Genomic DNA, 20,316 nt, shown 5'->3' on the forward strand with positions numbered 1-20,316 from the left:
TTGTAGTGGAACAATCGTTCCAGATACAAACATACAAATAACAGAACATTCGTTCCAAATAAAATAAAAGCAAATTATTTATATTTAGCTAAATAAAAAACAAAAATAGTTATCGCGTACCAAACGTTTCTTATATAGAATGTTGAACAACGTATTACCGACTTTATACCAAAATATATTTATCATATAAATGACATTCAATTTTCTCATAGCATTTTCTTCAATATTGATGGGTTTACTTGTGTTAATCATTGGCTTCATTCTTACAAAGAACCCAACAAAAATTGGGCGTATCAATGGATTTCGAAATAAACATGCTATGAAAAACCAAGAGCAATGGAATTTTTCACAAAGAGTGTTTGCTAAAAATTAAATAAAATTTTCATGCATTCCTTTTTTGACAGCAGTACTCGGATTTTTTGTTACCGAACAAAACACTACTTGGGGAATATGGGGTGTAATGATAAGTTTTCTTGTGTGTATGGTTTTGGCCTCTTTTAAAACGCTAGATAGAATTAATGCGGAATTTGATAAAAAATAAAACTAAACAATAAGCTTTAAATAAGTGCTTTATCAGAAATTAAGTGAATATAATCCCTGTGCTTATCATAGTCAAGACGCTGGTAAAAATTTAAAAACAGTGTAACAATTGAAAAATGTTTAAATCTTTAAGGTAATCCAACCTAAAAGCAACAAACAATGAAAAAATCATATGTTATTACTGTATGCCTATTTATCTTGATATCATGTAAACAACAAATTCTGAAAGAAGAAAAGAAAAATATAAATACCATATCATCAGAATCTCTTGGAAACCCAGATGAATTTATTGGAAATCATAAAACCAAAGCTACTATTTTAGGTGTTTTTCATTTCGATAATCCAGGATTAGACGATTATAAAGAAAAGTATTCGATAGACATTCTTTCCAAAAAACGACAATCTGAACTTGAAGACGTAATCACAAGTCTTGTTGCGTACAAACCAACTAAAATTCTAGTAGAAGTAAGAAGAAAAGAAAGTGACAGTTTAATAAATGATAGGTATAAAAAGTTCTTAAACGGAAATTATAGTATTAGTGACAAAAAAAGTGAAACCTATCAGCTTGCTTTTCGTTTAGCAAAAAAATTAGGACATACAAGAATCTATGCCTCTGATGTAAAAAATTCTTACTGGTTTGGTGCTGACATAGATTGGGACAATTATGATGAAGATGAATACACAAAATCGCTTATACAATATGAAAAATCAAATAGGTATGATTATGAAAAAATCTATGAATATCATGATTCCTTAAAAACTAAAATTACTTTGAAAGAATATTTTAAATTAGATAATGATCCCAAAGTTCGGCTAAAAGATCATCAATCTTATCTCACTTCAAGCATATTAGCAGGTGCAGGAGATTTATACATTGGTGCAGACGCTGTTTCAAGATGGTATCAGCGTAATTTAAAAATATTTGCTAATACTTATGATATCGTTGATTTCTCAAAAGAAGATCGGGTTTTATTACTTTATGGTGCAGGTCATGTGTGGCAGTTAAGACAACTTTTTAAAGACTCGCCAGATTTTGAGTATGTAGAAATAAACCAATATCTATCAGATTAAAAGCAGTTGCACACAATTGCTATTGCAAATAGGTCATAAAGTCTTAAATTTAAAGACTTGCGTTTATTGACCTAGTACTAAAAATCTTTGGCCCAACGCTTCTGGGTAGCCCTGATACCAAAAAAATAGCTGCGAGCTGTGGCGCAAAGGGAATTGTAAATCACCAGCCCACACTAAATATGGCCGAGCGGTTAGCAGTAATGAAACGAGCACATTACTTGAATAGTGTTAAAATTCTAAATATGAAAAAACACACTTTACTAGTTGTTCTTTTACTAAGTATTGGCTCTACTGTATCATCACAAATAAAGGAAATAAAAATACCTATTGTCGAATACAGACAAGGTATATATTATTTAGAATTGGATGGTAATACTGCATACGAAAGAGGCTTTCAACAAGGCAAAGCGCTAGAATTTGTTATCAAAAATTCTTTAATGAATTTTGAAAACTGGATAGCCGATAAAACAGCTATAAAAGTCCCTGAAGAAGCCATTTCTGATTTTGCGACCAGTTCCGGATATATTGAATCAACCAAAAACCAATTGCCTGAATTGTTCAATGAATTTCAGGGCATTGTTGATGGGGCTCAAGTTGATTTTAACACACTTTTTACGTATCAAAGTTTTGATGAGTTCTATTCGTATTTAGAAGCTGGTAATCATTTTAAAAAAAATGAAGGTAATTGCACAACAACAGGTGTTTTTGGCAGAGAAAACCAAGCAAATTTCCTTACACATAACAATGACCTTCCTAGTTATCATGAAGATGCAGTAACTATCTTAAAAATTAAGTACCCAAATTCAGGTTTGGTCATACTCCAACAAACATTTGCAGGCCAGATTGGTCAAAATGGAGTTAACAATTATGGTGTTGCGGTAGGTATAAATACAATAATAGATATGCCTGTATCTACTAAAGGACTTCCTGTTTCATTTAATGTGCGAAAAATACTGGAGTCAAAGAACATTACAGAATCTCTTGAGTATCTCAAAAAGGTAGATTTTGGAACCTCAATGAATTATCTAATTGCTGATAGAGAAACTGCAATTACAGTTGAAACCTGGGAAGATAATATTGAAGTTATTGACAATAAGAAACAGCAATATATAGCGCATACTAATCATACACTTCAAGAAAATGCTCCTGTTATTTACGAGATAGATGAGGATAGTAACGATAGTAGCTTTGGCTATACGCATGCAAGGTTAAATTTAGCAAATGAAACTTTAGGCGACAGTGCTAATACTATAGATTTTGAAGGATTAAGAGAGCTAAAATCAACTCGACCAATACTTAATAAGAGCACCATCATGGGTACCATAATACGTATTCCGAAAAAAGGATTTCCTATTTTATGGACTACTCCAGGTTCGCCCAATACATTTAACCATGTGAAGTTCACATTTGATTAAACCTTTTAAAAAATTATACATTAGCAATTAGCAAGCGTATAATTTGCAACCATTCTAAAACATGAACACAACTGAAAATTTTAAACAATTTGAAAACTTAGACGAAGAACAACTCCCTGTAGCCAAACACAAACTACATGATTGGACACATTTTGCTGGACTATATGCTGCCGAGCATGTAGCAGCAACAGAGTTTGTCATTGGGGCAACTTTTGTCGCGCTAGGCGCCAAGACTATGGACATTATCCTCGGGCTGCTAATCGGTAATATTCTGGCCGTACTGAGTTGGAGGTTCATCACCTCGCCTATTGCTGTTGATACGCGTTTAAGCCTTTATACTTATCTGAATAAGATTGCCGGAGATTCGATGACCAAGTTGTACAATTGGGCCAATGTCATCATCTTTTCGGTAATATCTGCGGCGATGATAACGGTATCGGCAACAGCAGTTCGCTTTGCTTTTGATATTCCTGCGCAACTTAATTGGTACCCCACCAATGCCTGGTTTATTTTGATAGTCTTAGCTGTGGGCATCGTGGTAGTATCCATTGCGCTCTATGGTTTTAATGCAGTTTCCGAATTCTCAGGCATCTGTGCGCCTTGGCTTTTTGTAATGTTTACGAGTGGCGCTATGGTGCTCCTCCCCGCTTTGTCTTTAGATGTTCTAGACAAAACCCTACCCGCAGGGTGGTCTGATTTTATGACCCTTGGCAATCAGAGTATCTGGACAGGCATCAACAGCGATGGCGAACCAGGCATCGGATTGGTCGAAGTCATCGGCTTTGGATGGGCTGCCAATACCATTACACATTTCGGATTAATTGATATGGCACTTCTTCGTTTTGCCAAAAAGAAAAGCTACGGCTATGCCACCAGTACGGGTATGATGTTCGGACACTATGTTGCATGGATAGCAGCCGGAATTATGGGTGCAGGTGCTGCTGTTATTTTAGGAAAATCCATTGTTGAACTCGATCCGGGAGATGTTGCTTACTACGCACTTGGTTGGTCGGGATTTGTGATTGTTATTGTTGCAGGATGGACGACCGCAATTACCAACCTATATAGAGCAGGTTTGGCAGCACAAGCTATCTTCTTCAATAATTCGCGAAAGAAAACAACAATTGTTGTTGGTATAGTTACCATTGCCATCGCCTGTTTCCCATTTGTATTTTCTCAAATTCTGCCGCTACTAACCTATGCTGGTCTGTTGGTGGTTCCTGTGGGGGCAATTGTATTTACAGAACATCAGATTTTCCCTCGAATTGGCTATACGCGCTATTGGTCATCTTATAAAAAATTAACCTTTAGTCTGCCCGCGGTTGCCGCGTGGGGTTTGGGCTTGGTCTTCGGTTTTGGTTTGAATTTCTTAGATGTAATTTCCTTCTATTATCTATTTATTCCAACTTGGTTTTTTACTATCGCTGTTTATACTGTACTCGCAGGAAAGTATGGTGCAAAAGAGACCTTTGCGGAAGAAGTACAAGAGGAAGAACTTCGTAATGAAGCTATTGAACGCTTTCAAGAGGAACAAGCAACAGCCGAACCTGCGCATGTAAAAGATACATCTGTGCTATCTAAAGGATTAAAATTCGTAGCCATTTTGGCTTTGGTAGCAACCTTAGTGTTAGCTAGTAATGTAATGTTCGGGAGTGCTACGGAAGCAAATTATATAGAAAATCGGAAACTCTTTTACACCTACGCTTTCATTTGTACCATCATTTATTTCGTATTGGCCTATTGGGCACTCAAACGCGGAAAACGAACCGCTTCAGGTAAAGAATAATTATAGGCATTTTGAAGAATATATTTTGATTTCGTGAAAGACTTCAGAATACTAAAATCTCGATTATCGAGGCTAAAACAGCATAAACATGGAAACCCCATTACAACTCAATCAAGAAAATTTAGAGACACTAGGAAGTCGTATTCCCGTACCAAACTATAGTCGTTCTTCGGATAAAACAGGAATCGTACATATCGGCGTCGGCGGATTTCACAGAGCCCACCTTGCCTATTACCTACACCAATTAAAAAAAAAGGACGCTGCCTCTTCATGGAGTATCTGCGGAATTGGTTTACGTGAAGCAGATGATAAACTAAACCAAATTTTCAAAAAGCAAGACCACCTATATACCCTGATGGTCAAACACCCCAACGGAAAAATCGAACCCGAAGTCATAGGGTCAATTGTAGATTTCAAAATGGGAATCATAGACCCTGAACCCGTCATTGCCCAAATGGCACATGCAGATACCAAAATAGTATCGCTGACGATTACCGAGGGGGGCTATAATTTCAATCCCACCACGGGGGAATTCAATTTTGACAACCCAGACATACAACACGAACTTCGTCACCCAGAAGACCCGATAACCGTTTACGGATTTCTATGCGCAGCCCTGGAAAGACGTTATAAAGCAGGCTTGCCCGCCTTTACCATTTTATCTTGTGATAATATCGAACACAACGGAGATATGGCACGCAAAATGTTACTCACCTTTGCAGAAGTACAAGACCCAGACTTAGCAAAATGGATAGCCCAAGAAGTCTGCTTTCCCAATAGTATGGTAGATCGTATCACTCCGGTAACTACGCATGCGGATATCGAAACCCTATCACAAACCTATGGTGTTCAAGATGCTTGGCCCGTTACCTGCGAACCTTTTATACAATGGGTCATTGAAGATAATTTTACAAATGGCAGACCTGAGTTCGAAGAAGTTGGCGTACAATTTGTAACAGATGTTGAGCCCTATGAGAAAATGAAACTCCGCTTACTGAATGCAGGTCATTCAGTCTTGGGTATTTTGGGTGCCATTCATGGTCACCCTACAATCAATGCTTGTATGGAAGACGAAACCTTTGTCAGATATTTACGGGCATTTCTAGATAATGAAGCAACACCTATATTAGGAGATATTGAAGGTATCAATTTAGAAGACTACAAAGACATTTTGTTACAGCGTTTTGCTAATCCGAATATCAAAGACAGCGTTAGTCGTATCTGTTCTGAAAGTTCTGCCAAATTACCCAAATTCTTAATTGCTACCCTACATGATAATCTAGCGAAAGGTGGTAGCATAAAATTTGCTACATTAATCATCGCTACCTGGTGTTATTATAGTGATAAAGGAATAAATAGACATGGACATCAAATTGAAATTATCGATACAATGAATGCTGAACTTCATCAGATGGCAAATCAAACCAAAACCGACCGACTAGCCTTTATAAAACAAGAATCCCTTTTTGGAGAACTAATCAACAATGAGCGATTCACAAAATTATACGCAGAGATGGTTCAGAAAATCTATAAGGATACCAATATTAAAAAACATATGAAGGATATGATTTAAACTTTTCTATTCTGATTATACTATTAATCTCAAGAGAATCAAACTCAAGTAGTGTATATTTCATTGTTATTATTCGTCTTTTCAAGAACACCGAAATGTTGAGATGAAACGAAATTCAAACACAAAAACTATCTTTAGTTATGGCCACCTTGAAGCTAATGGGCATCCGACTAAATCTTAGTAACGCATAAAACATAAAACAGTTTCCACTCATATATTAATCTATGTATGTAAAATGACAAATGACATTCCATATGTAACATTCAACCCTGCAACAACAGATTCTCATGGTTTTGAAATTGTTCCGATTGAAGAAATTGCAAAGAGCAAAAATGAACATGAACACAATCCTGAATTACCACATCAGCTTAAATTTTATAATTTAATATTTTTCACGCAAGGTTCAGGCAGGCATTTTATCGATTTTAACTGGTATCCTGTGCAAAAAAATAGTTTGGTTTATCTTACTAAAGACCAAATCAATGCTTTTGAGTTTTCAGAAGAGTTAAAAGGCTTTTGCATCATATTTACAGAAGCGTACTTTGTAAATAGTTTTTCTAATTTGTCAGATGACTTTGTTTTTAGAATTTTTAACCCAGAATTATTCTCCCCTATTCTCCAAATACCAAATAATTCAGATTTTACTACATATTTTAATTTATTGCTGAAAGAAAATGATACACCAGATACCTTTAATCATGATAAAACTATACAATCGCTTTTAACTATTTTGATATCAAAGGCGGAAAATTTAAAACAAAAACTAACCTTTCATATTTCAGATTCTTCAAAAGCGGTAGTTTATCAAAAATTTATTTCCCTTATAGAGCAACACTTAACCCAAAGCAGAAGTGCTAATTTTTATGCCAAAGAACTTGCGATTACCTATAAACATTTGAATACCATTTGTAGAGAATTGGTTAGCAAAACCGCTAAAAACGTAATTGACGATTTTGTAATTCTTCAAGCAAAAAGAAACTTAATAAATTCAACAACCAACAGTACAGAATTAGCTTATAAATTGGGTTTTGACGACCCAACAAACTTTACCAAATATTTTAAAAAAAATACAGGTTTAACCCCTAAAACCTTCATAAAATCACTTTCCAAGAGATAATGGTTCAACTTTAACCATTTTAAGTCTCGTTTTCATCTTTTCTGAAGATTGCTATTGCTTCATCTTTGTACTCTAATATAAAAACAAAGAAAATGAAACAAATATGTACATCTATTGCGCTGGTATTATTAATGACATCATGCAATGCCCAAGACAAAAAAAGCAACAAAAAACAATTAGAAAAAATGGAAACAAAAACAGCAGTTTCAAACAAAGAAAAAGCAGTAGCCCTAATCACAAGTTTAGAAACTGGCGACAAGTCGACTATTGCATACATTAACCCAACAAATTACAAACAACATAATCTTGCTGTGGCAGATGGCTTGGAAGGCTTTGGTGAAGTATTACATCATGCCCCAGAAGGCGGTTTTAAAGCAAACGTTGTTCGTTCATTTCAAGATGGAGATTACGCCATTACACATACTGAATATGACTTCTTTGGCCCCAAAATAGGTTTTGACATTTTTAAATTCGAAAATGGTCAAATCATAGAGCATTGGGATAATTTTTCTGATTTATCAACTGTAAACCCAAGTGGAAGAACACAAACAGATGGTGCTACAAAAGTTATTGACTTAGATAAGACGGAACAAAACAAAGCTTTAATAAAAGATTTCATTAACACGGTTTTAATCAATGGTGAATTTGACAAAATGCACAACTATTTTAAGGGTGACAATTATGTTCAACACAATACTATGATTGGTGACGGAGTATCTGGTTTAGGAAAAGCTTTTGAAGAAATGGCCAAACAAGGCATTACAATGGTAATTGAAAAAAATCACATCGTATTAGGAGAAGGTAATTTTGTACTATCAATAAGCGAAGGCACATTTGCCGGAAAGCCAACCTCATTTTACGACTTATTTAGAATTGAAGATGGAAAAATAGCAGAACACTGGGATACCATTGAAACTATTTTAGCAGAGTCAGAAAGAAAGAACAGCAATGGAAAATTTAATTTTTAAAAGCAACAAAAATGAAACAGAAACTAATTATTTTTATTAGCCTTATCACATTTAGCGTTAGTTATGCCCAAACCGAAAAATCAGAAACAAACAAATTTCAATTTGGAGCGGCAGAACATTTTTTAGATGGATATTCGTTAAATTTTCAATATCAAGACGGTAAAGCAATTCATATGGATTTCTACAATGGAAAAGCCAAATATGAATGGATTGTAGGCCCAGGAAAAGGAAGAGGAAATGAAGACATTCAGTATCGTTCACGTAAAATTGGAGATAATCTTTTTCTAGTTAATTGGCATGAAACAGGGATTAAAGATTATTTGACCATTGTTTTTGATTTTGACAAAATGGTAGTCCATAGTTCTATAATTATAGGATATGAAAATAATCCTGATAGAAAACTGAAAACGGTTTTTTTAACAGGAGTTATTGACCATTTAATAAAGAAGTAATATGAGCACAGTAGCAACCTGTCCAACATGTGGCAGTTCATCAAAAATTAAGGAAACGAATGGAGTAACAACTTATCAAACCATTCAAGAAGATGACTTGATAAAAAAAGTAGGTCAGTTAAAAAAAGCAATGCAGAAATACAAGGAAAAAGCAGAGCGACTAGAAAAGCAACTTAAACAAGTTTAATGCGAAATTTGACCTTCATCAATTTATAAATGCAATAACGGTTCTGGTGAAAACTTGAACCGTTATTGTTTTTAAATAAGAATATTTCTATCCGAGAAATAAGCGCATAAATCTTCAACATAGAATATAACGAACTCGACATTGATTATATTGAAATGCCTTTGTAAGACTTAAATCAAAAAATTTAACTCTATGTTAGACTCTTGACATATGAGATACTATTCGGTTTGTATTTATTAAATTATATATTTAACAGATTAACTAATGGTTTACTACTTTATCGGCACGTTATTATGAATCCTATTTCAAATTTAATTAATAGAATAGACCATGAAAATCTTTGGGATTGTGAAATAACATTAGCACGCGATGAATATTTGAAAGTAAAAGGAAGTATTGACACTAATATCTACTTAGTTGTACAGGGAAGCTTAAGAATTTTTGTAATTGATGAAAACGAAGAACATACAATTCGGTTTGGATATAAAAACAATTTAATAGCATCATTAGATTCATTTCTAAATGAACAACCGTCAGATTTCTATATTCAAGCATTAAAAAAAACTACGGTGAAAGCCATCAATAAAAAAAAGTATATATCCTTTATTGAATCATCAGAAGTGAATAAAAAAATATGGCTTAATATTTTAGAGAATTTTGTACTACAACAAATGGAAAGAGAAAGAGATATTCTAACTTCATCTCCTATTCAACGGTACAATAGAGTTTTAAAAAGAAGTCCACAACTATTTCAAGAAATACCAAATAAATATATTGCCTCATATTTAAGAATGACTCCTGAAACGCTTTCTAGAATTAAAAAATCTTAATTTCAATCAAGATTTTAAAGTATATAAATCTTGAAATTTGTAATAAAAAATAATGGTACTATCATCAAAAAAATTATTACAAAACTTAAGAGTAATCACTATTGAGAATTTAAATGTCGTTGAAAATTTAAAGAACCAATCTACAGAGGGTTTAAACTGGAAACAAAATCCAGAAAGTTGGAGTGTATTAGAATGTATTGAACATTTAAATAAGTATGGAGATTTTTATATTCCTGAAATAACAAATAGAATACAAGCTACTACATATAAAAGTTCAGAAATATTTAAAAGTAATTGGCTAGGTAAATATTTTAGTAAATCGGTTTCATATAGTGAAGATTTAAATAAAATGAAAACCTTTAAATCTATGAACCCGTTAAACTCAAAATTAAATATTCAAACGCTTGAAAAATTTATAAAACAACAACATCAAATTATTGAGCTCCTTGATACAGCAAAAAATGTTAATCTTGACAAAACAAAAACCGCTATTTCAATTTCAAAATTGATCAAATTAAAATTAGGAGATACTTTTAGAGTACTAATATATCATAACGAAAGACATATTAAACAAGCAGAAAAAACATTTAGAAAAGTTAGTAGTTTACAAGGCATATAATTTATCATTAGTTTTTGTTTAGGTATTGTGAATCAAACCCTTATCTATCAGCACCAACAAACAACCAATGATAAAATTTTGTAGCTTAACAAAGCAATATTAAGTTTTAAATAGACCTTCTGCCTAGACATTCATAGAGAACTCACTATTGGCATCACCAATTTATAACTCAAAATTATGATTAAGTTCTTTAGAAGAATAAGACAAAAAATGCTCTCTGAAAATAAATTCAGCAAATATTTACTATATGCCATTGGTGAAATTGTTCTTGTAGTTATTGGTATTTTGATTGCTTTATCAATTAATACTACGAATCAAAAAATCAAAAGACAGGAACTAACTCAAACCTATTTAAAATCATTAATGGTTGACATTGTACAAGACACAATCGAAATAGAGGCGATTATTATGCATCATATTAGCGACAGTTTAAAAATATCAGAACATCGAAATATTTTGACAAATGACGATGCAACTTTAGACGATGTTGTAAAAATAATGGTAAATGATTGGGATCCAAGAATAGGAAGTATACGAGGTTTTAATACCCAAACTTTCGATGCATTGGTAAGTACTGGAAATATTGATTTAATTGATCCTGATATATTAGAATTGCTAGGTAAGATAAATCGTTTACAAGAAGAATACCTCTCATTCATTGGTGAGTTCATCGATTTCTATCGAAAATCAGGTGATCCAACAATAATTAACCCTGTAGGTAGTTTATCTGTCATTAATACTGGGCCCATATTTGACCGAATGATTGAAGAAATTGATAAAGTACGCCTCGCTAATAATTTCAATGGTAAACTAACTTTGAAACGACAAACGAATAGAGTGTCGATCAGTTTTCTAACAACCATTCAGCAAGAAAAAATAAAACTTATTAAGTTAATTAATAAAAAAGTAAATTGATATAAAATTAAATAAACAGCATACAACTCTACAACAGCGTATCAAGGTCAAATGAATAAACATTGCCCAAATCATCAGAGAAAAATATGAGTTTAGCCTGATGGGGTAAAAAACTAGCCTTACTTGAAGTGACATCGCCGTTTTTCCCTTTAATTTTTGTTTTTAGTTGCATCAGTTCTTTAAACTGCCATTCATTATTTTTCTTTACTATTTCATTAACAGAAATGAAATATTGATTATTCTCTCGATTTCTTACGGAGTGAATTTCAAAAATTTTACCAGATACAATATGATTAATTATAGGGCGACTAGGACTTCGTTGTTTCGTAAGGTTTTCATAAGGAATATTTGTCCATTTGCCTTCAACGTTTCGTAAACGCAATACAAATTGAGGTGCATTCATTTTGTCTACACTATTTTTGGTAACAAGAGCCATTTCTCCATTTTCAAACACTGTAGCATTCAAATGATCATCGGCATTATTATCACCCTGTTGCACAATTACAGGTGCCGACCATTGCTGAGGAGCATCGCCATCATAATGGATCCGCTCAACAATAGATGCTGTGTTTTGATTAGACCAGATTACTGAAATTTGGTTTTTAAGTCCCACAACTAAAGAGATATCGTCTTTATTAATATCGGCTGCTAAGACAAACGGTTTAGACCAATCTTTACCATTTACCGAATGCCAGACCATAATACTTTCATTCATATCAGCACAGACCCAGAATTCATTTTTTGAATCAAGCGTAATGGTTGCTGTTTCAATCGTGTTGCACTTCTCGGGGATGGGGAGATTTACCTTCGATTGATGTTCATACTGTTTTAAATCATGAGTATAAGTTAATTGAACAACTGTTAAGGCACAATCATCAACTAAAACAATATGCGCCTCATCCCCTTTAATTAAAACATCTGCCCTACTCGGTAATGCTTGCAATGCTTGATTAATTGATGTTTGACTCGCCCATCCAGAAATATCTTTTTTCAATAATTTAGGACCATCTTCATCACCTACTAATAACCATTGCCCGTGTTTATTGGTCCAAGATTTTGATTGCGGTTTATCGGCTGTTGCGTCGCCATAGTTAACTTTAAAAATAGGTTCTAAATAAAGTTCAGGCGTTTTGGTGGTTTGCGAGTATGTGTCAAATACAGAAAGTAAAAGGCAAAAAAATGACAGTAAAGGGAATGTAATTTTTTTAAGTTTCATAGTGCAGTTTGTTGGCAACTAAATTAATCAAACTTTACCGTCAAAAAGTAATTGATTGTTTTCAAAAACTTAAACCTTAAAGCGTTTGGGTTCTTCAATATTCAATTCGTTTTGTAATTGCTAAATTAGTAACGGAAATCACAATTCCATACCTAAAATAAACTATGAAATATATAATAGTCAGCCTGATTTTAATCGTTTTTAGCTGTAAGAGCGAAACAAAAACTGAAAACGGAATTGACGAATCTGTTTATGAAATGTGGAGTAATTTTACCTCATCAAATGCCGAATTCAAAAAAGATGAACTTCCAGAATCTTGGTTTTTTCATGATAACGAAGAAGATGCAAATCGGTTGGCAAATTTAACCTTAAGCGGTAAAAAGAAAGCGACGACTTCTGGTTTATATACTTGGTATGAAGAAGCAAATGCTGATTTACCAACCGTTGGTACAAAACACATTGTCACCAATTTTTCAGGAAAAGCAATGGCGATTATTGAGATTAAAAAAATAGATACAATTCCGTTTAATCAAGTATCAAAAAATCATGCTGAACTAGATATGGGAACAACTATCGATCCTCTTAAAAAATGGAAAAAAGCGCATTGGGATTATTTTGAGAGTGTAATGAAAGAAAACGGTGAAGTACCAACTGAAGAAATGCTTCTAGTTCTCGAACAGTTTGAAACCATTTGGCCAAAAAAACACTAACATCAAAAAATCACACAATAGCAGCTTAAGAAAAAACAGAAAGGTTTACGTATTTTTATAATCGCCCCCTATTGATAAATTCGCGATAGCCAAACTATCAATCTTATGTTTTAAACTAAAAATCAACCAATGAAAACGCTGCAACTGTATTTAATTCTAATATTAACCAGTGTTTTTTTGCTGTCTTGTAATCAATCTTCTGATAATACTCATGAGCCAACTCCCAATCAACAAAAAGCTTTAAAACAAGCGCAAGCCAATGGTATATTAGTTAATGTAGGCTTAGAACGGTGTAGACGTTTTGTGAAAGATTGGCTAGTTCATGCCGATTCAACTACTGGTCTCATCCCAAGAAATTTAAACGAGAGCACAGACATTTGGAATGCAAAGGATGCTGCAGCAGATAATTATCCATTTATGGTTTTAACAGCGGCGATTACGGATCAAGCACTTTTTGATGGGCGAATGACTGAAATGCTAAAAAACGAAACGCGCTTAACTTCACGTATTGACAGATTGCCAGACACATATTCATTTAGTAAAAAAGGTTTTGATTCGCCTGAAGTTGATTTAAAAAGTATTTTATTTGGATCTTCTGAATACATCAAAGATGGACTTTTACCACTTACCGAATGGCTAGGTGAAAGTCCATGGTCTGAAAGAATGATTGGCATTTTAGAGGATATGTGGAAGCATGCAGAAGTGGAAACCGATTACGGAAATATCGTTTCTACCAATGTAGAATTAAATGGTGAAATGCTACAAGTACTCTCTCGGGTATATTGGATGACAGGCGAACAAAAATATCTTGATTGGGCCATACGTTTAGGTGATTACTATCTATTAGGAAATCATCATCCAACCAAAGATTTTGCAGAACTCAGATTACGTGATCATGGTTGTGAGGTGGTATCCGGACTTTGTGAACTTTATGTCACAATAAGTTACGCAGCAAACGAAAAAAAAGAAACGTATCAGCCGCAAATCTATGCAATGCTTGATCGCATTCTTGAAGTCGGAAGAAATGAAGATGGCCTTTTTTATGATGCCATTAATCCACAAACTGGCGATGTAACAAAATCTCGCGTTGCTGATAATTTCGGATATACATTCAACGCGTTTTATTCTGTGTATCAGATAGACAGTGTAGAAGCATATCGAACAGCTACGTTAAAAGCATTGGAAATATTAAATGAAAAGTACAGAAATAATGACTGGGAAGATGGTTCTTCAGATGGTTATGCAGATGCTATTGAAGGTGCTTTAAATTTATATGCTAGAGAACCGATTGCATCTACTGCTGCTTGGATTGATAGTGAAACCCAAGTAATGTGGTCTTTGCAAGACACAAGTCTTAGAAAAAACACAGAACAATGGCGTTCATCAGGTGTAATTGAAGGATGGCACGGAGATGGAAATTTCGCTAGAACCACTATAATGTACTGTCTTTGGAAAACCCAAGGGGTTACAGCTTATCCATGGCGTTCTGATCTTCAAATAGGTGCTGTATTAAAAGAAGATGATTTACTTATTAGTCTTACTTTAGATAAAGACTGGACCGGCATTTTAAAGTTTGATACGCCCAGACATAAAACAATTATGAATATGCCTTTTGATTGGCCTAGAATCAATCAATTTCCGGAGTGGTTTACTGTAGAAAAAGGCAGGAATTATGACCTAACCAATTATACAACCAAGAATCAACAAATTTTCACGAACCAACAGCTAAGCGATGGAGTTCCGCTTTCATTAACAAAAGGAGTGCATCAATTTCTATTGAAAAAGAAAAATACAGAACAGTAAGCAAACTAAAATATATAGCTCGAAATCATTGTTTTAAAGCCCGGGAAGCATGGTCTTTTTCAACTGATTAAAATCAGATCCCACACTTGAATTTTTTGTTTTATCCCAATAACTCGTGTTCTCTAACTTTAAAGCCAAGGTTGTAGTAATAAAACTTTGCGTCCATCCCGTTAGCGTACCCCATGCACCCCAGCCATGATCTGCGTTGGATCCATAATATTCCCAATTCTCATAATCAAAGGCACGAAACCATGCACCATCTAAATCGGCCCTACCAGAAGACGTACTTTGAATGCGCACTAAAAAATCAGAAAGTTTGTCTACAGCTTCTAAGTAACTTACATCTTGTGTTACCTGCGCTGCTTCATTTAATGAGAAAAGTGCAAAATTGCTGGTGTATAACATATCTGCAACTGGGTCACCATTTGAAAAAATAACCGGTGCTTCAGAAGTACCGTATGCTTCATTACTTTTTGACGCACCATATTTGCCTTGTTGCTGATTACCAAGCACTTCACGAAGTGCACCAGAGCTCACCTGAAATTCTAATAAATCATCGCAAAGCAACTTTAACCATTTTTGATGTTGTTGCGTATTTTCAACACGCACCAACCACGCCAAAGGCAAAATCATTCGAGACCTTTCTTGTTGCAAGCCATTCGTCCAAATCCATTTATTTGGATAAGCAGCCATTGTACTTGCTATTGCCCTTTTAGCTTTATCCAACAAGGGCTTATATCCTGTTTTATCGTACAACCAAATATAAGTTGCCCACAACCATGATTCATAATGCGGTGCAGGATTAATCAATTCACCATTATTTAAAGTTCGCCAACCTTCGGGCTCCATTTTTATTCCATTCAAAGCATTACCCCGAAATCCAGTTTTACCAGTAGTCCGAAAATTTGCAAGAATTAGCTTTTTTAGTGATGCATCCCATTTCTTATTATCAAGTACTTCTGCTGCCAAAAGTCCTCCTAAAATTACCCGGGCATTATCATCACCATAATATTTGTGTGGATTAGTATCAGCCCATCCGATAAGTCCGTATGATGCTCGATCCGGATTTTTACTGTCCTCAGTTTTAAATGTATCAGTGTTAAAAAGAAAATCCATTAAATTTTCAGCCGTATGTACATTGCCTTTACGTTCTTGAACCGTATTTGCCATGGCCATGGTCATTGCTGTTTCTGCAACACAGTCGGCTCTTAACCAATAACGGTACGGTTGGCTTCCGTCAGGGTTTATATATGAATAATGCCCTTCCATAACCCCTAAAGAACCGTCACCTGAAGGTCGATTAAGGTTCATCGGTGGCCCAACTGGCAGTGCCAAAGTATCAATAGCTTCCCAATCGTTCTTCCAGTCAGGATGTATTAAAAATCGCCCTTTTTCATACCATTGGCCACCTCGATCAATAGCAAGTTGATATGCATTCTCAGGCAGCTTTTGTTCTTTTGAATAAGTCGGTTTAACCATCGGATCCCATTGTACAGTAGTGGCATCAAAATCGTCGATTAAATATGAAAGTACATGCCCAATAACAACATTCCATTCTTTAATTGGCGAATATCGCCCCTGAATAATATTGCTCAATTTAGTTGTGGCAACAAGTATATTATCTTGTTCAAATAGAACAGGAAAATGCTCGGTTTTGTTCAACCCATAAACTGCTGATTTAAATCCTGCTACTTTCGCTCCTTGTAAAAGTGACGCTCTGTCAGATAATGAAACATATGAAAATAGACCCGCATCTAAAATACTCATTTCAGGTAAATGCTGCCCAAATGCCTCAGATGTAACCACAAGTCGCTCCTTTTTTGTTGCGAAGATTTTACCAGATTCTTCAGCATTCAAATACTCAGGAAACTCTACATATACTTTCAGCTTTTTTGTTGTTGCTTTTTGATAAAAATCAGATGGAAGTACTGTTTTTTCTTCGGGATATTGCTGAGCAAGTACCATTAATTTACCATGCTCCGGAATCTCATTCATGGCGGTGTGTACATCCTCAAAAACGGTATAGACAAGTTCAGTCTTTGATAATACTTTTAATAAATCATTATTTTGGTTGGCCACAATGTACAATTCGGGCTTAGGATGAATAGCTGTACAACTAAAATTTAAAAACCCTAGTATTACAAAAAAGAATATTCCAAATAGTAATTGGGTGATGCGCTTCAATGGTTTCATAAAAGATAATTAATACCTCGTAAATTAGTCGAAATTACAGTAGCAAAGAAATTAATAACTAGCTTAACTGAACTCTAACGGAAATAAAATATTATAAAAACAACAGCTGCTAACTATATATAAAAATAAATACTAATTATAGGTTTGACTAAAGGTCGTCGTAAGACAATTGCGTTTATTTACCTTATGCGTGGAATTGGGGAATAATCATTAAATAGTATTTAAGGAACTACAACACAATTAGCAACTGTTAAATCATGACTATGCACTTAAAAACAATCACACTGTCTGTTTTATTTTTACTAATTAATTTAACCAGTAATGCCCAAATCTCTGATTTAAAAAATTGGTTAAAGGTTGATTATGCTAGCAGGTTACCTTTAGACAGTTTAACTTTTTCTAAAAAAGCTTTGACTAAACAAGAAGCAAAGCTAGCTACGGCCCTTTTAGTAGCAGATAAAAAGTCAAGGATAACAGATACCTATGATAAACAATGGGAAAATCGATTGATAAATTATGATACTCATCAAATGCCTTTTTATTTTCAAATCTTTGGCAAAGAACCTGCTGACGGACGAAATTTATTTATTTCGATGCACGGAGGTGGCAATGCACCAGCCGCTTTAAATGATAAACAGTATGAGAATCAAAAACACTTGTACGATAAAACGATGGATTCACTTGAAGGGGTATACCTTGCTGCAAGAGCTCCGACCAATACATGGAACTTATGGCATGAAAATCATATTGATGATTTTTTTAACATCTTAATTCAAATGGCAGTTATCAAACTAAATGTAAATCCGAATAAGGTTTATCTTCTAGGTTATTCGGCAGGCGGTGATGGTGTTTATCAATTGGCTCCACGAATAGCAGATCGTTGGGCGGCAGCTTCAATGATGGCCGGACACCCTAATGAAACTTCACCTTTAGGACTTCGAAATTTACCTTTTGCACTACATATGGGAGCCTTAGATAAGGCATACAACAGAAATGGTATTGCTCAGCAATGGGGCACACAACTAGATAGTTTACAACAGACCGATAATGACGGCTATATACACCAAGTTGAATTACACGAAGGGTTAGAACATTGGATGAAATTACAGGATGCCGTAGCATTTCCGTGGATGATAAATTACAAGCGAAACCCTATTCCGCAAAAAGTTGTTTGGAAACAAGACGACAGACATCATTCTAGCATTTATTGGATTAAAACACCAAAAAATCATACCAAAACTGGTGGCGTAATTTCAGCTGAATACAATTCTAGTTTAAATGAAATTAATATAATTGAAAATTACAGTGAAACACTAGAATTACTAATTAATGATGACATGTTAGATTTGGACAAGCCTGTTACAATAAAGCGTCAAAATAACATAATTCATCAAGGTAAATTTGATAGGAATATTTTAAACATATATAATAGCCTACAATACAAAGGAGATATTAATTTGACATTTCCCGGTATAATAAAAATAAATGATGATGAAGTAATTACAAACAAGTGAAATTAGTTTTGCTTAAAAAAATCTATTCGAACTAAAGTTTATGCAAACCTGTGAATGCTTCAAGACGTTAATTTTTAAATTGCAACATTTGCAAACACAACCAATTTTTATCCTAAGATTTCAGAAGACTTTTAAATAGAAAAAGATAAAAACAAAATACACCTTTTTAGCGCAGCTCGAACTTCAAAGTTTATCCCTTTTCACTCCCCTATACACCAATTTCAACACGTTGTTGAATATAATAAAATCCTTATAATCAAAACATAATATGGAAAACAAATTGATATACGGCATTCAACAAATTGGAGTTGGAGTTGAAAATGCTGATAAGGCATTTGAGTGGTATGCAACTCGTTTAGGGGCTGATGTTCCAGTTTTTGATGACAGTAATACTGCCACGTATATGGCGCCCTATATGGGTGGAAATCCACATAAAAAAAGAGCGATTCTGGCAATGAATATGCAAGGTGGCAGCGGTTATGAAATATGGCAATACCTTGATAGAAAACCTGCACATTCTAAAACCAATATTCAACTAGGAGATTTGGGGGTTAATTGCGCGTTTATAAAAACAAGAAACATAGAAGCTACATATCAAAAATTAAAAAACCTTGGTGAAAACATTCTAACTGATATTAAAAATGAACCAAATTTTGAGAAAAGTTTTTACTTAAAAGATCCGTTTGGCAACATGCTAAAAATAAAAGAATATGATTCATGGTATGCAGATGATGGAAATGATTTGGGTGGCATTTTCGGATGTTCTATTGGCGTTACAGATATTGCGAAATCAATGAAACTATATGCTGATATTTTAGGCTATGACCAAGTGATATATGATAAAACCGACATTTTTAACGACATTGATGGATTGCCAAATGGAAAAAGCAAATTCCGTAGAGTTCTTTTAACACATGAAAAAGAAAGAGTTGGCGGCTTCAGTAAATTGTTTGGCAAAAGTCAAATTGAGTTGATACAATGTTTAGATAACAAGCCAAAGAAAATTTTTAAAGATAGGTACTGGGGCGATATCGGTTTTATTCATCTGTGCTTTGACATCAGAAATATGAAAGCCCTGACAAAAGAATGTAAAGCCAAAGGATTTCCTTTTAAAGTATTGAGTGCTGAGTCATTTGACATGGGTGATGCAAATGGTCACTGGGGCTATATTGAAGATTGCGATGGAACCTTAATTGAATTTGTAGAAACTCATAAAGTTCCGTTAATTAAACAATTGGGGTTACATATTAATCTAAAAAAGAGAAGTCCGTTAAAAGCTGTACCCAATTGGATGATTAAAGCAATGGCGCTAAAACGGGTTAAAAGTTTTGACTAAAATTAATATGCAGAATGCACATGAGTATTTCATATAAGTAAGAATAAATTCTCCTTAAAAAAGTTAGCGTA

The 20,316-nt window shown here is 34.2% G+C and carries 18 protein-coding genes; 15 read left to right on the top strand and 3 right to left on the bottom strand.

Annotated elements, in window-relative coordinates:
- Positions 1-699 precede the first annotated feature (699 nt).
- Both JQC67_RS18815 and JQC67_RS18820 read left to right on the top strand, forming a co-directional pair.
- Positions 700-1,611, top strand: a complete 912-nt coding sequence (locus tag JQC67_RS18815; protein ID WP_203254444.1) for a DUF5694 domain-containing protein — start codon at positions 700-702, stop codon at positions 1,609-1,611.
- A gap of 242 nt (positions 1,612-1,853) precedes the next feature.
- A complete protein-coding gene (locus JQC67_RS18820; protein ID WP_203254445.1) occupies positions 1,854-3,026 on the top strand; it encodes a C45 family autoproteolytic acyltransferase/hydolase in 1,173 nt (390 codons plus the stop codon).
- A gap of 339 nt (positions 3,027-3,365) precedes the next feature.
- On the opposite strand, the gene JQC67_RS19105 is transcribed toward JQC67_RS18820, so the two are convergent.
- Positions 3,366-3,575 carry a hypothetical protein gene (locus JQC67_RS19105; protein WP_238934917.1) on the bottom strand — a complete coding sequence of 70 codons (210 nt, stop codon included), beginning with the start codon at positions 3,573-3,575 and terminating at the stop codon, positions 3,366-3,368.
- On the opposite strand from JQC67_RS19105, the gene JQC67_RS18825 reads away from it, so the two are divergent.
- The 9 genes from JQC67_RS18825 to JQC67_RS18865 all read left to right on the top strand — a co-directional run bounded on the left by JQC67_RS18825 (position 3,562) and on the right by JQC67_RS18865 (position 11,473).
- Positions 3,562-4,812, top strand: a complete 1,251-nt coding sequence (locus tag JQC67_RS18825; protein ID WP_238934919.1) for a hypothetical protein — start codon at positions 3,562-3,564, stop codon at positions 4,810-4,812. The genes JQC67_RS19105 and JQC67_RS18825 overlap by 14 nt on opposite strands.
- Before the next feature lie 88 nt (positions 4,813-4,900).
- Positions 4,901-6,385 (top strand): mannitol dehydrogenase family protein, encoded by a 1,485-nt coding sequence (locus JQC67_RS18830; protein ID WP_203254447.1) that lies wholly within the window; start codon positions 4,901-4,903, stop codon positions 6,383-6,385.
- Between the two features lie 235 nt (positions 6,386-6,620).
- On the top strand, positions 6,621-7,502 hold the full coding sequence (locus tag JQC67_RS18835) for an AraC family transcriptional regulator (RefSeq protein ID WP_203254448.1): 882 nt from the start codon (positions 6,621-6,623) through the stop codon (positions 7,500-7,502).
- A gap of 92 nt (positions 7,503-7,594) precedes the next feature.
- On the top strand, positions 7,595-8,470 hold the full coding sequence (locus tag JQC67_RS18840) for a nuclear transport factor 2 family protein (RefSeq protein WP_238934921.1): 876 nt from the start codon (positions 7,595-7,597) through the stop codon (positions 8,468-8,470).
- Between the two features lie 11 nt (positions 8,471-8,481).
- Positions 8,482-8,922: a MoaF-related domain-containing protein gene (locus JQC67_RS18845; protein ID WP_203254449.1), complete on the top strand. Its 441-nt coding sequence runs from the start codon at positions 8,482-8,484 to the stop codon at positions 8,920-8,922.
- Position 8,923: 1 nt separating this feature from the next.
- Positions 8,924-9,109, top strand: a complete 186-nt coding sequence (locus tag JQC67_RS18850) for a hypothetical protein (RefSeq protein ID WP_203254450.1) — start codon at positions 8,924-8,926, stop codon at positions 9,107-9,109.
- Between the two features lie 293 nt (positions 9,110-9,402).
- Positions 9,403-9,939 (top strand): Crp/Fnr family transcriptional regulator, encoded by a 537-nt coding sequence (locus JQC67_RS18855; RefSeq protein WP_203254451.1) that lies wholly within the window; start codon positions 9,403-9,405, stop codon positions 9,937-9,939.
- A gap of 52 nt (positions 9,940-9,991) precedes the next feature.
- Positions 9,992-10,558 (top strand): DinB family protein, encoded by a 567-nt coding sequence (locus JQC67_RS18860; RefSeq protein WP_203254452.1) that lies wholly within the window; start codon positions 9,992-9,994, stop codon positions 10,556-10,558.
- Positions 10,559-10,735: 177 nt separating this feature from the next.
- Positions 10,736-11,473: a DUF6090 family protein gene (locus JQC67_RS18865; protein WP_203254453.1), complete on the top strand. Its 738-nt coding sequence runs from the start codon at positions 10,736-10,738 to the stop codon at positions 11,471-11,473.
- 28 nt (positions 11,474-11,501) lie between these two features.
- Here the strand turns inward: JQC67_RS18865 and JQC67_RS18870 are convergent, their stop codons facing one another.
- On the bottom strand, positions 11,502-12,689 hold the full coding sequence (locus JQC67_RS18870) for a hypothetical protein (RefSeq protein WP_203254454.1): 1,188 nt from the start codon (positions 12,687-12,689) through the stop codon (positions 11,502-11,504).
- 164 nt (positions 12,690-12,853) lie between these two features.
- Here JQC67_RS18870 and JQC67_RS18875 point away from each other — a divergent pair, with 164 nt between their 5' ends.
- Complete coding sequence (locus JQC67_RS18875; protein WP_203254455.1) at positions 12,854-13,399, top strand: ASCH domain-containing protein; 546 nt, start codon at positions 12,854-12,856, stop codon at positions 13,397-13,399.
- A gap of 129 nt (positions 13,400-13,528) precedes the next feature.
- Positions 13,529-15,202, top strand: a complete 1,674-nt coding sequence (locus tag JQC67_RS18880) for a hypothetical protein (protein ID WP_203254456.1) — start codon at positions 13,529-13,531, stop codon at positions 15,200-15,202.
- A gap of 33 nt (positions 15,203-15,235) precedes the next feature.
- Here the strand turns inward: JQC67_RS18880 and JQC67_RS18885 are convergent, their stop codons facing one another.
- Complete coding sequence (locus JQC67_RS18885) at positions 15,236-17,395, bottom strand: hypothetical protein (RefSeq protein ID WP_203254457.1); 2,160 nt, start codon at positions 17,393-17,395, stop codon at positions 15,236-15,238.
- A gap of 263 nt (positions 17,396-17,658) precedes the next feature.
- Between JQC67_RS18885 and JQC67_RS18890 the strand changes: the two genes are divergently transcribed.
- Both JQC67_RS18890 and JQC67_RS18895 read left to right on the top strand, forming a co-directional pair.
- Positions 17,659-18,909, top strand: a complete 1,251-nt coding sequence (locus JQC67_RS18890; RefSeq protein ID WP_203254458.1) for a hypothetical protein — start codon at positions 17,659-17,661, stop codon at positions 18,907-18,909.
- A 268-nt stretch (positions 18,910-19,177) separates the two neighbouring features.
- The gene (locus JQC67_RS18895) at positions 19,178-20,245 is read left to right on the top strand and encodes a VOC family protein (protein WP_203254459.1); all 1,068 of its coding nucleotides are present in this window, start codon (positions 19,178-19,180) and stop codon (positions 20,243-20,245) included.
- Positions 20,246-20,316 lie beyond the last annotated feature (71 nt).

It is taken from the genome of Aurantibacter crassamenti (genome assembly GCF_016811105.1).
Classification (GTDB): Bacteria; Bacteroidota; Bacteroidia; order Flavobacteriales; family Flavobacteriaceae; genus Aurantibacter_A; species Aurantibacter_A crassamenti.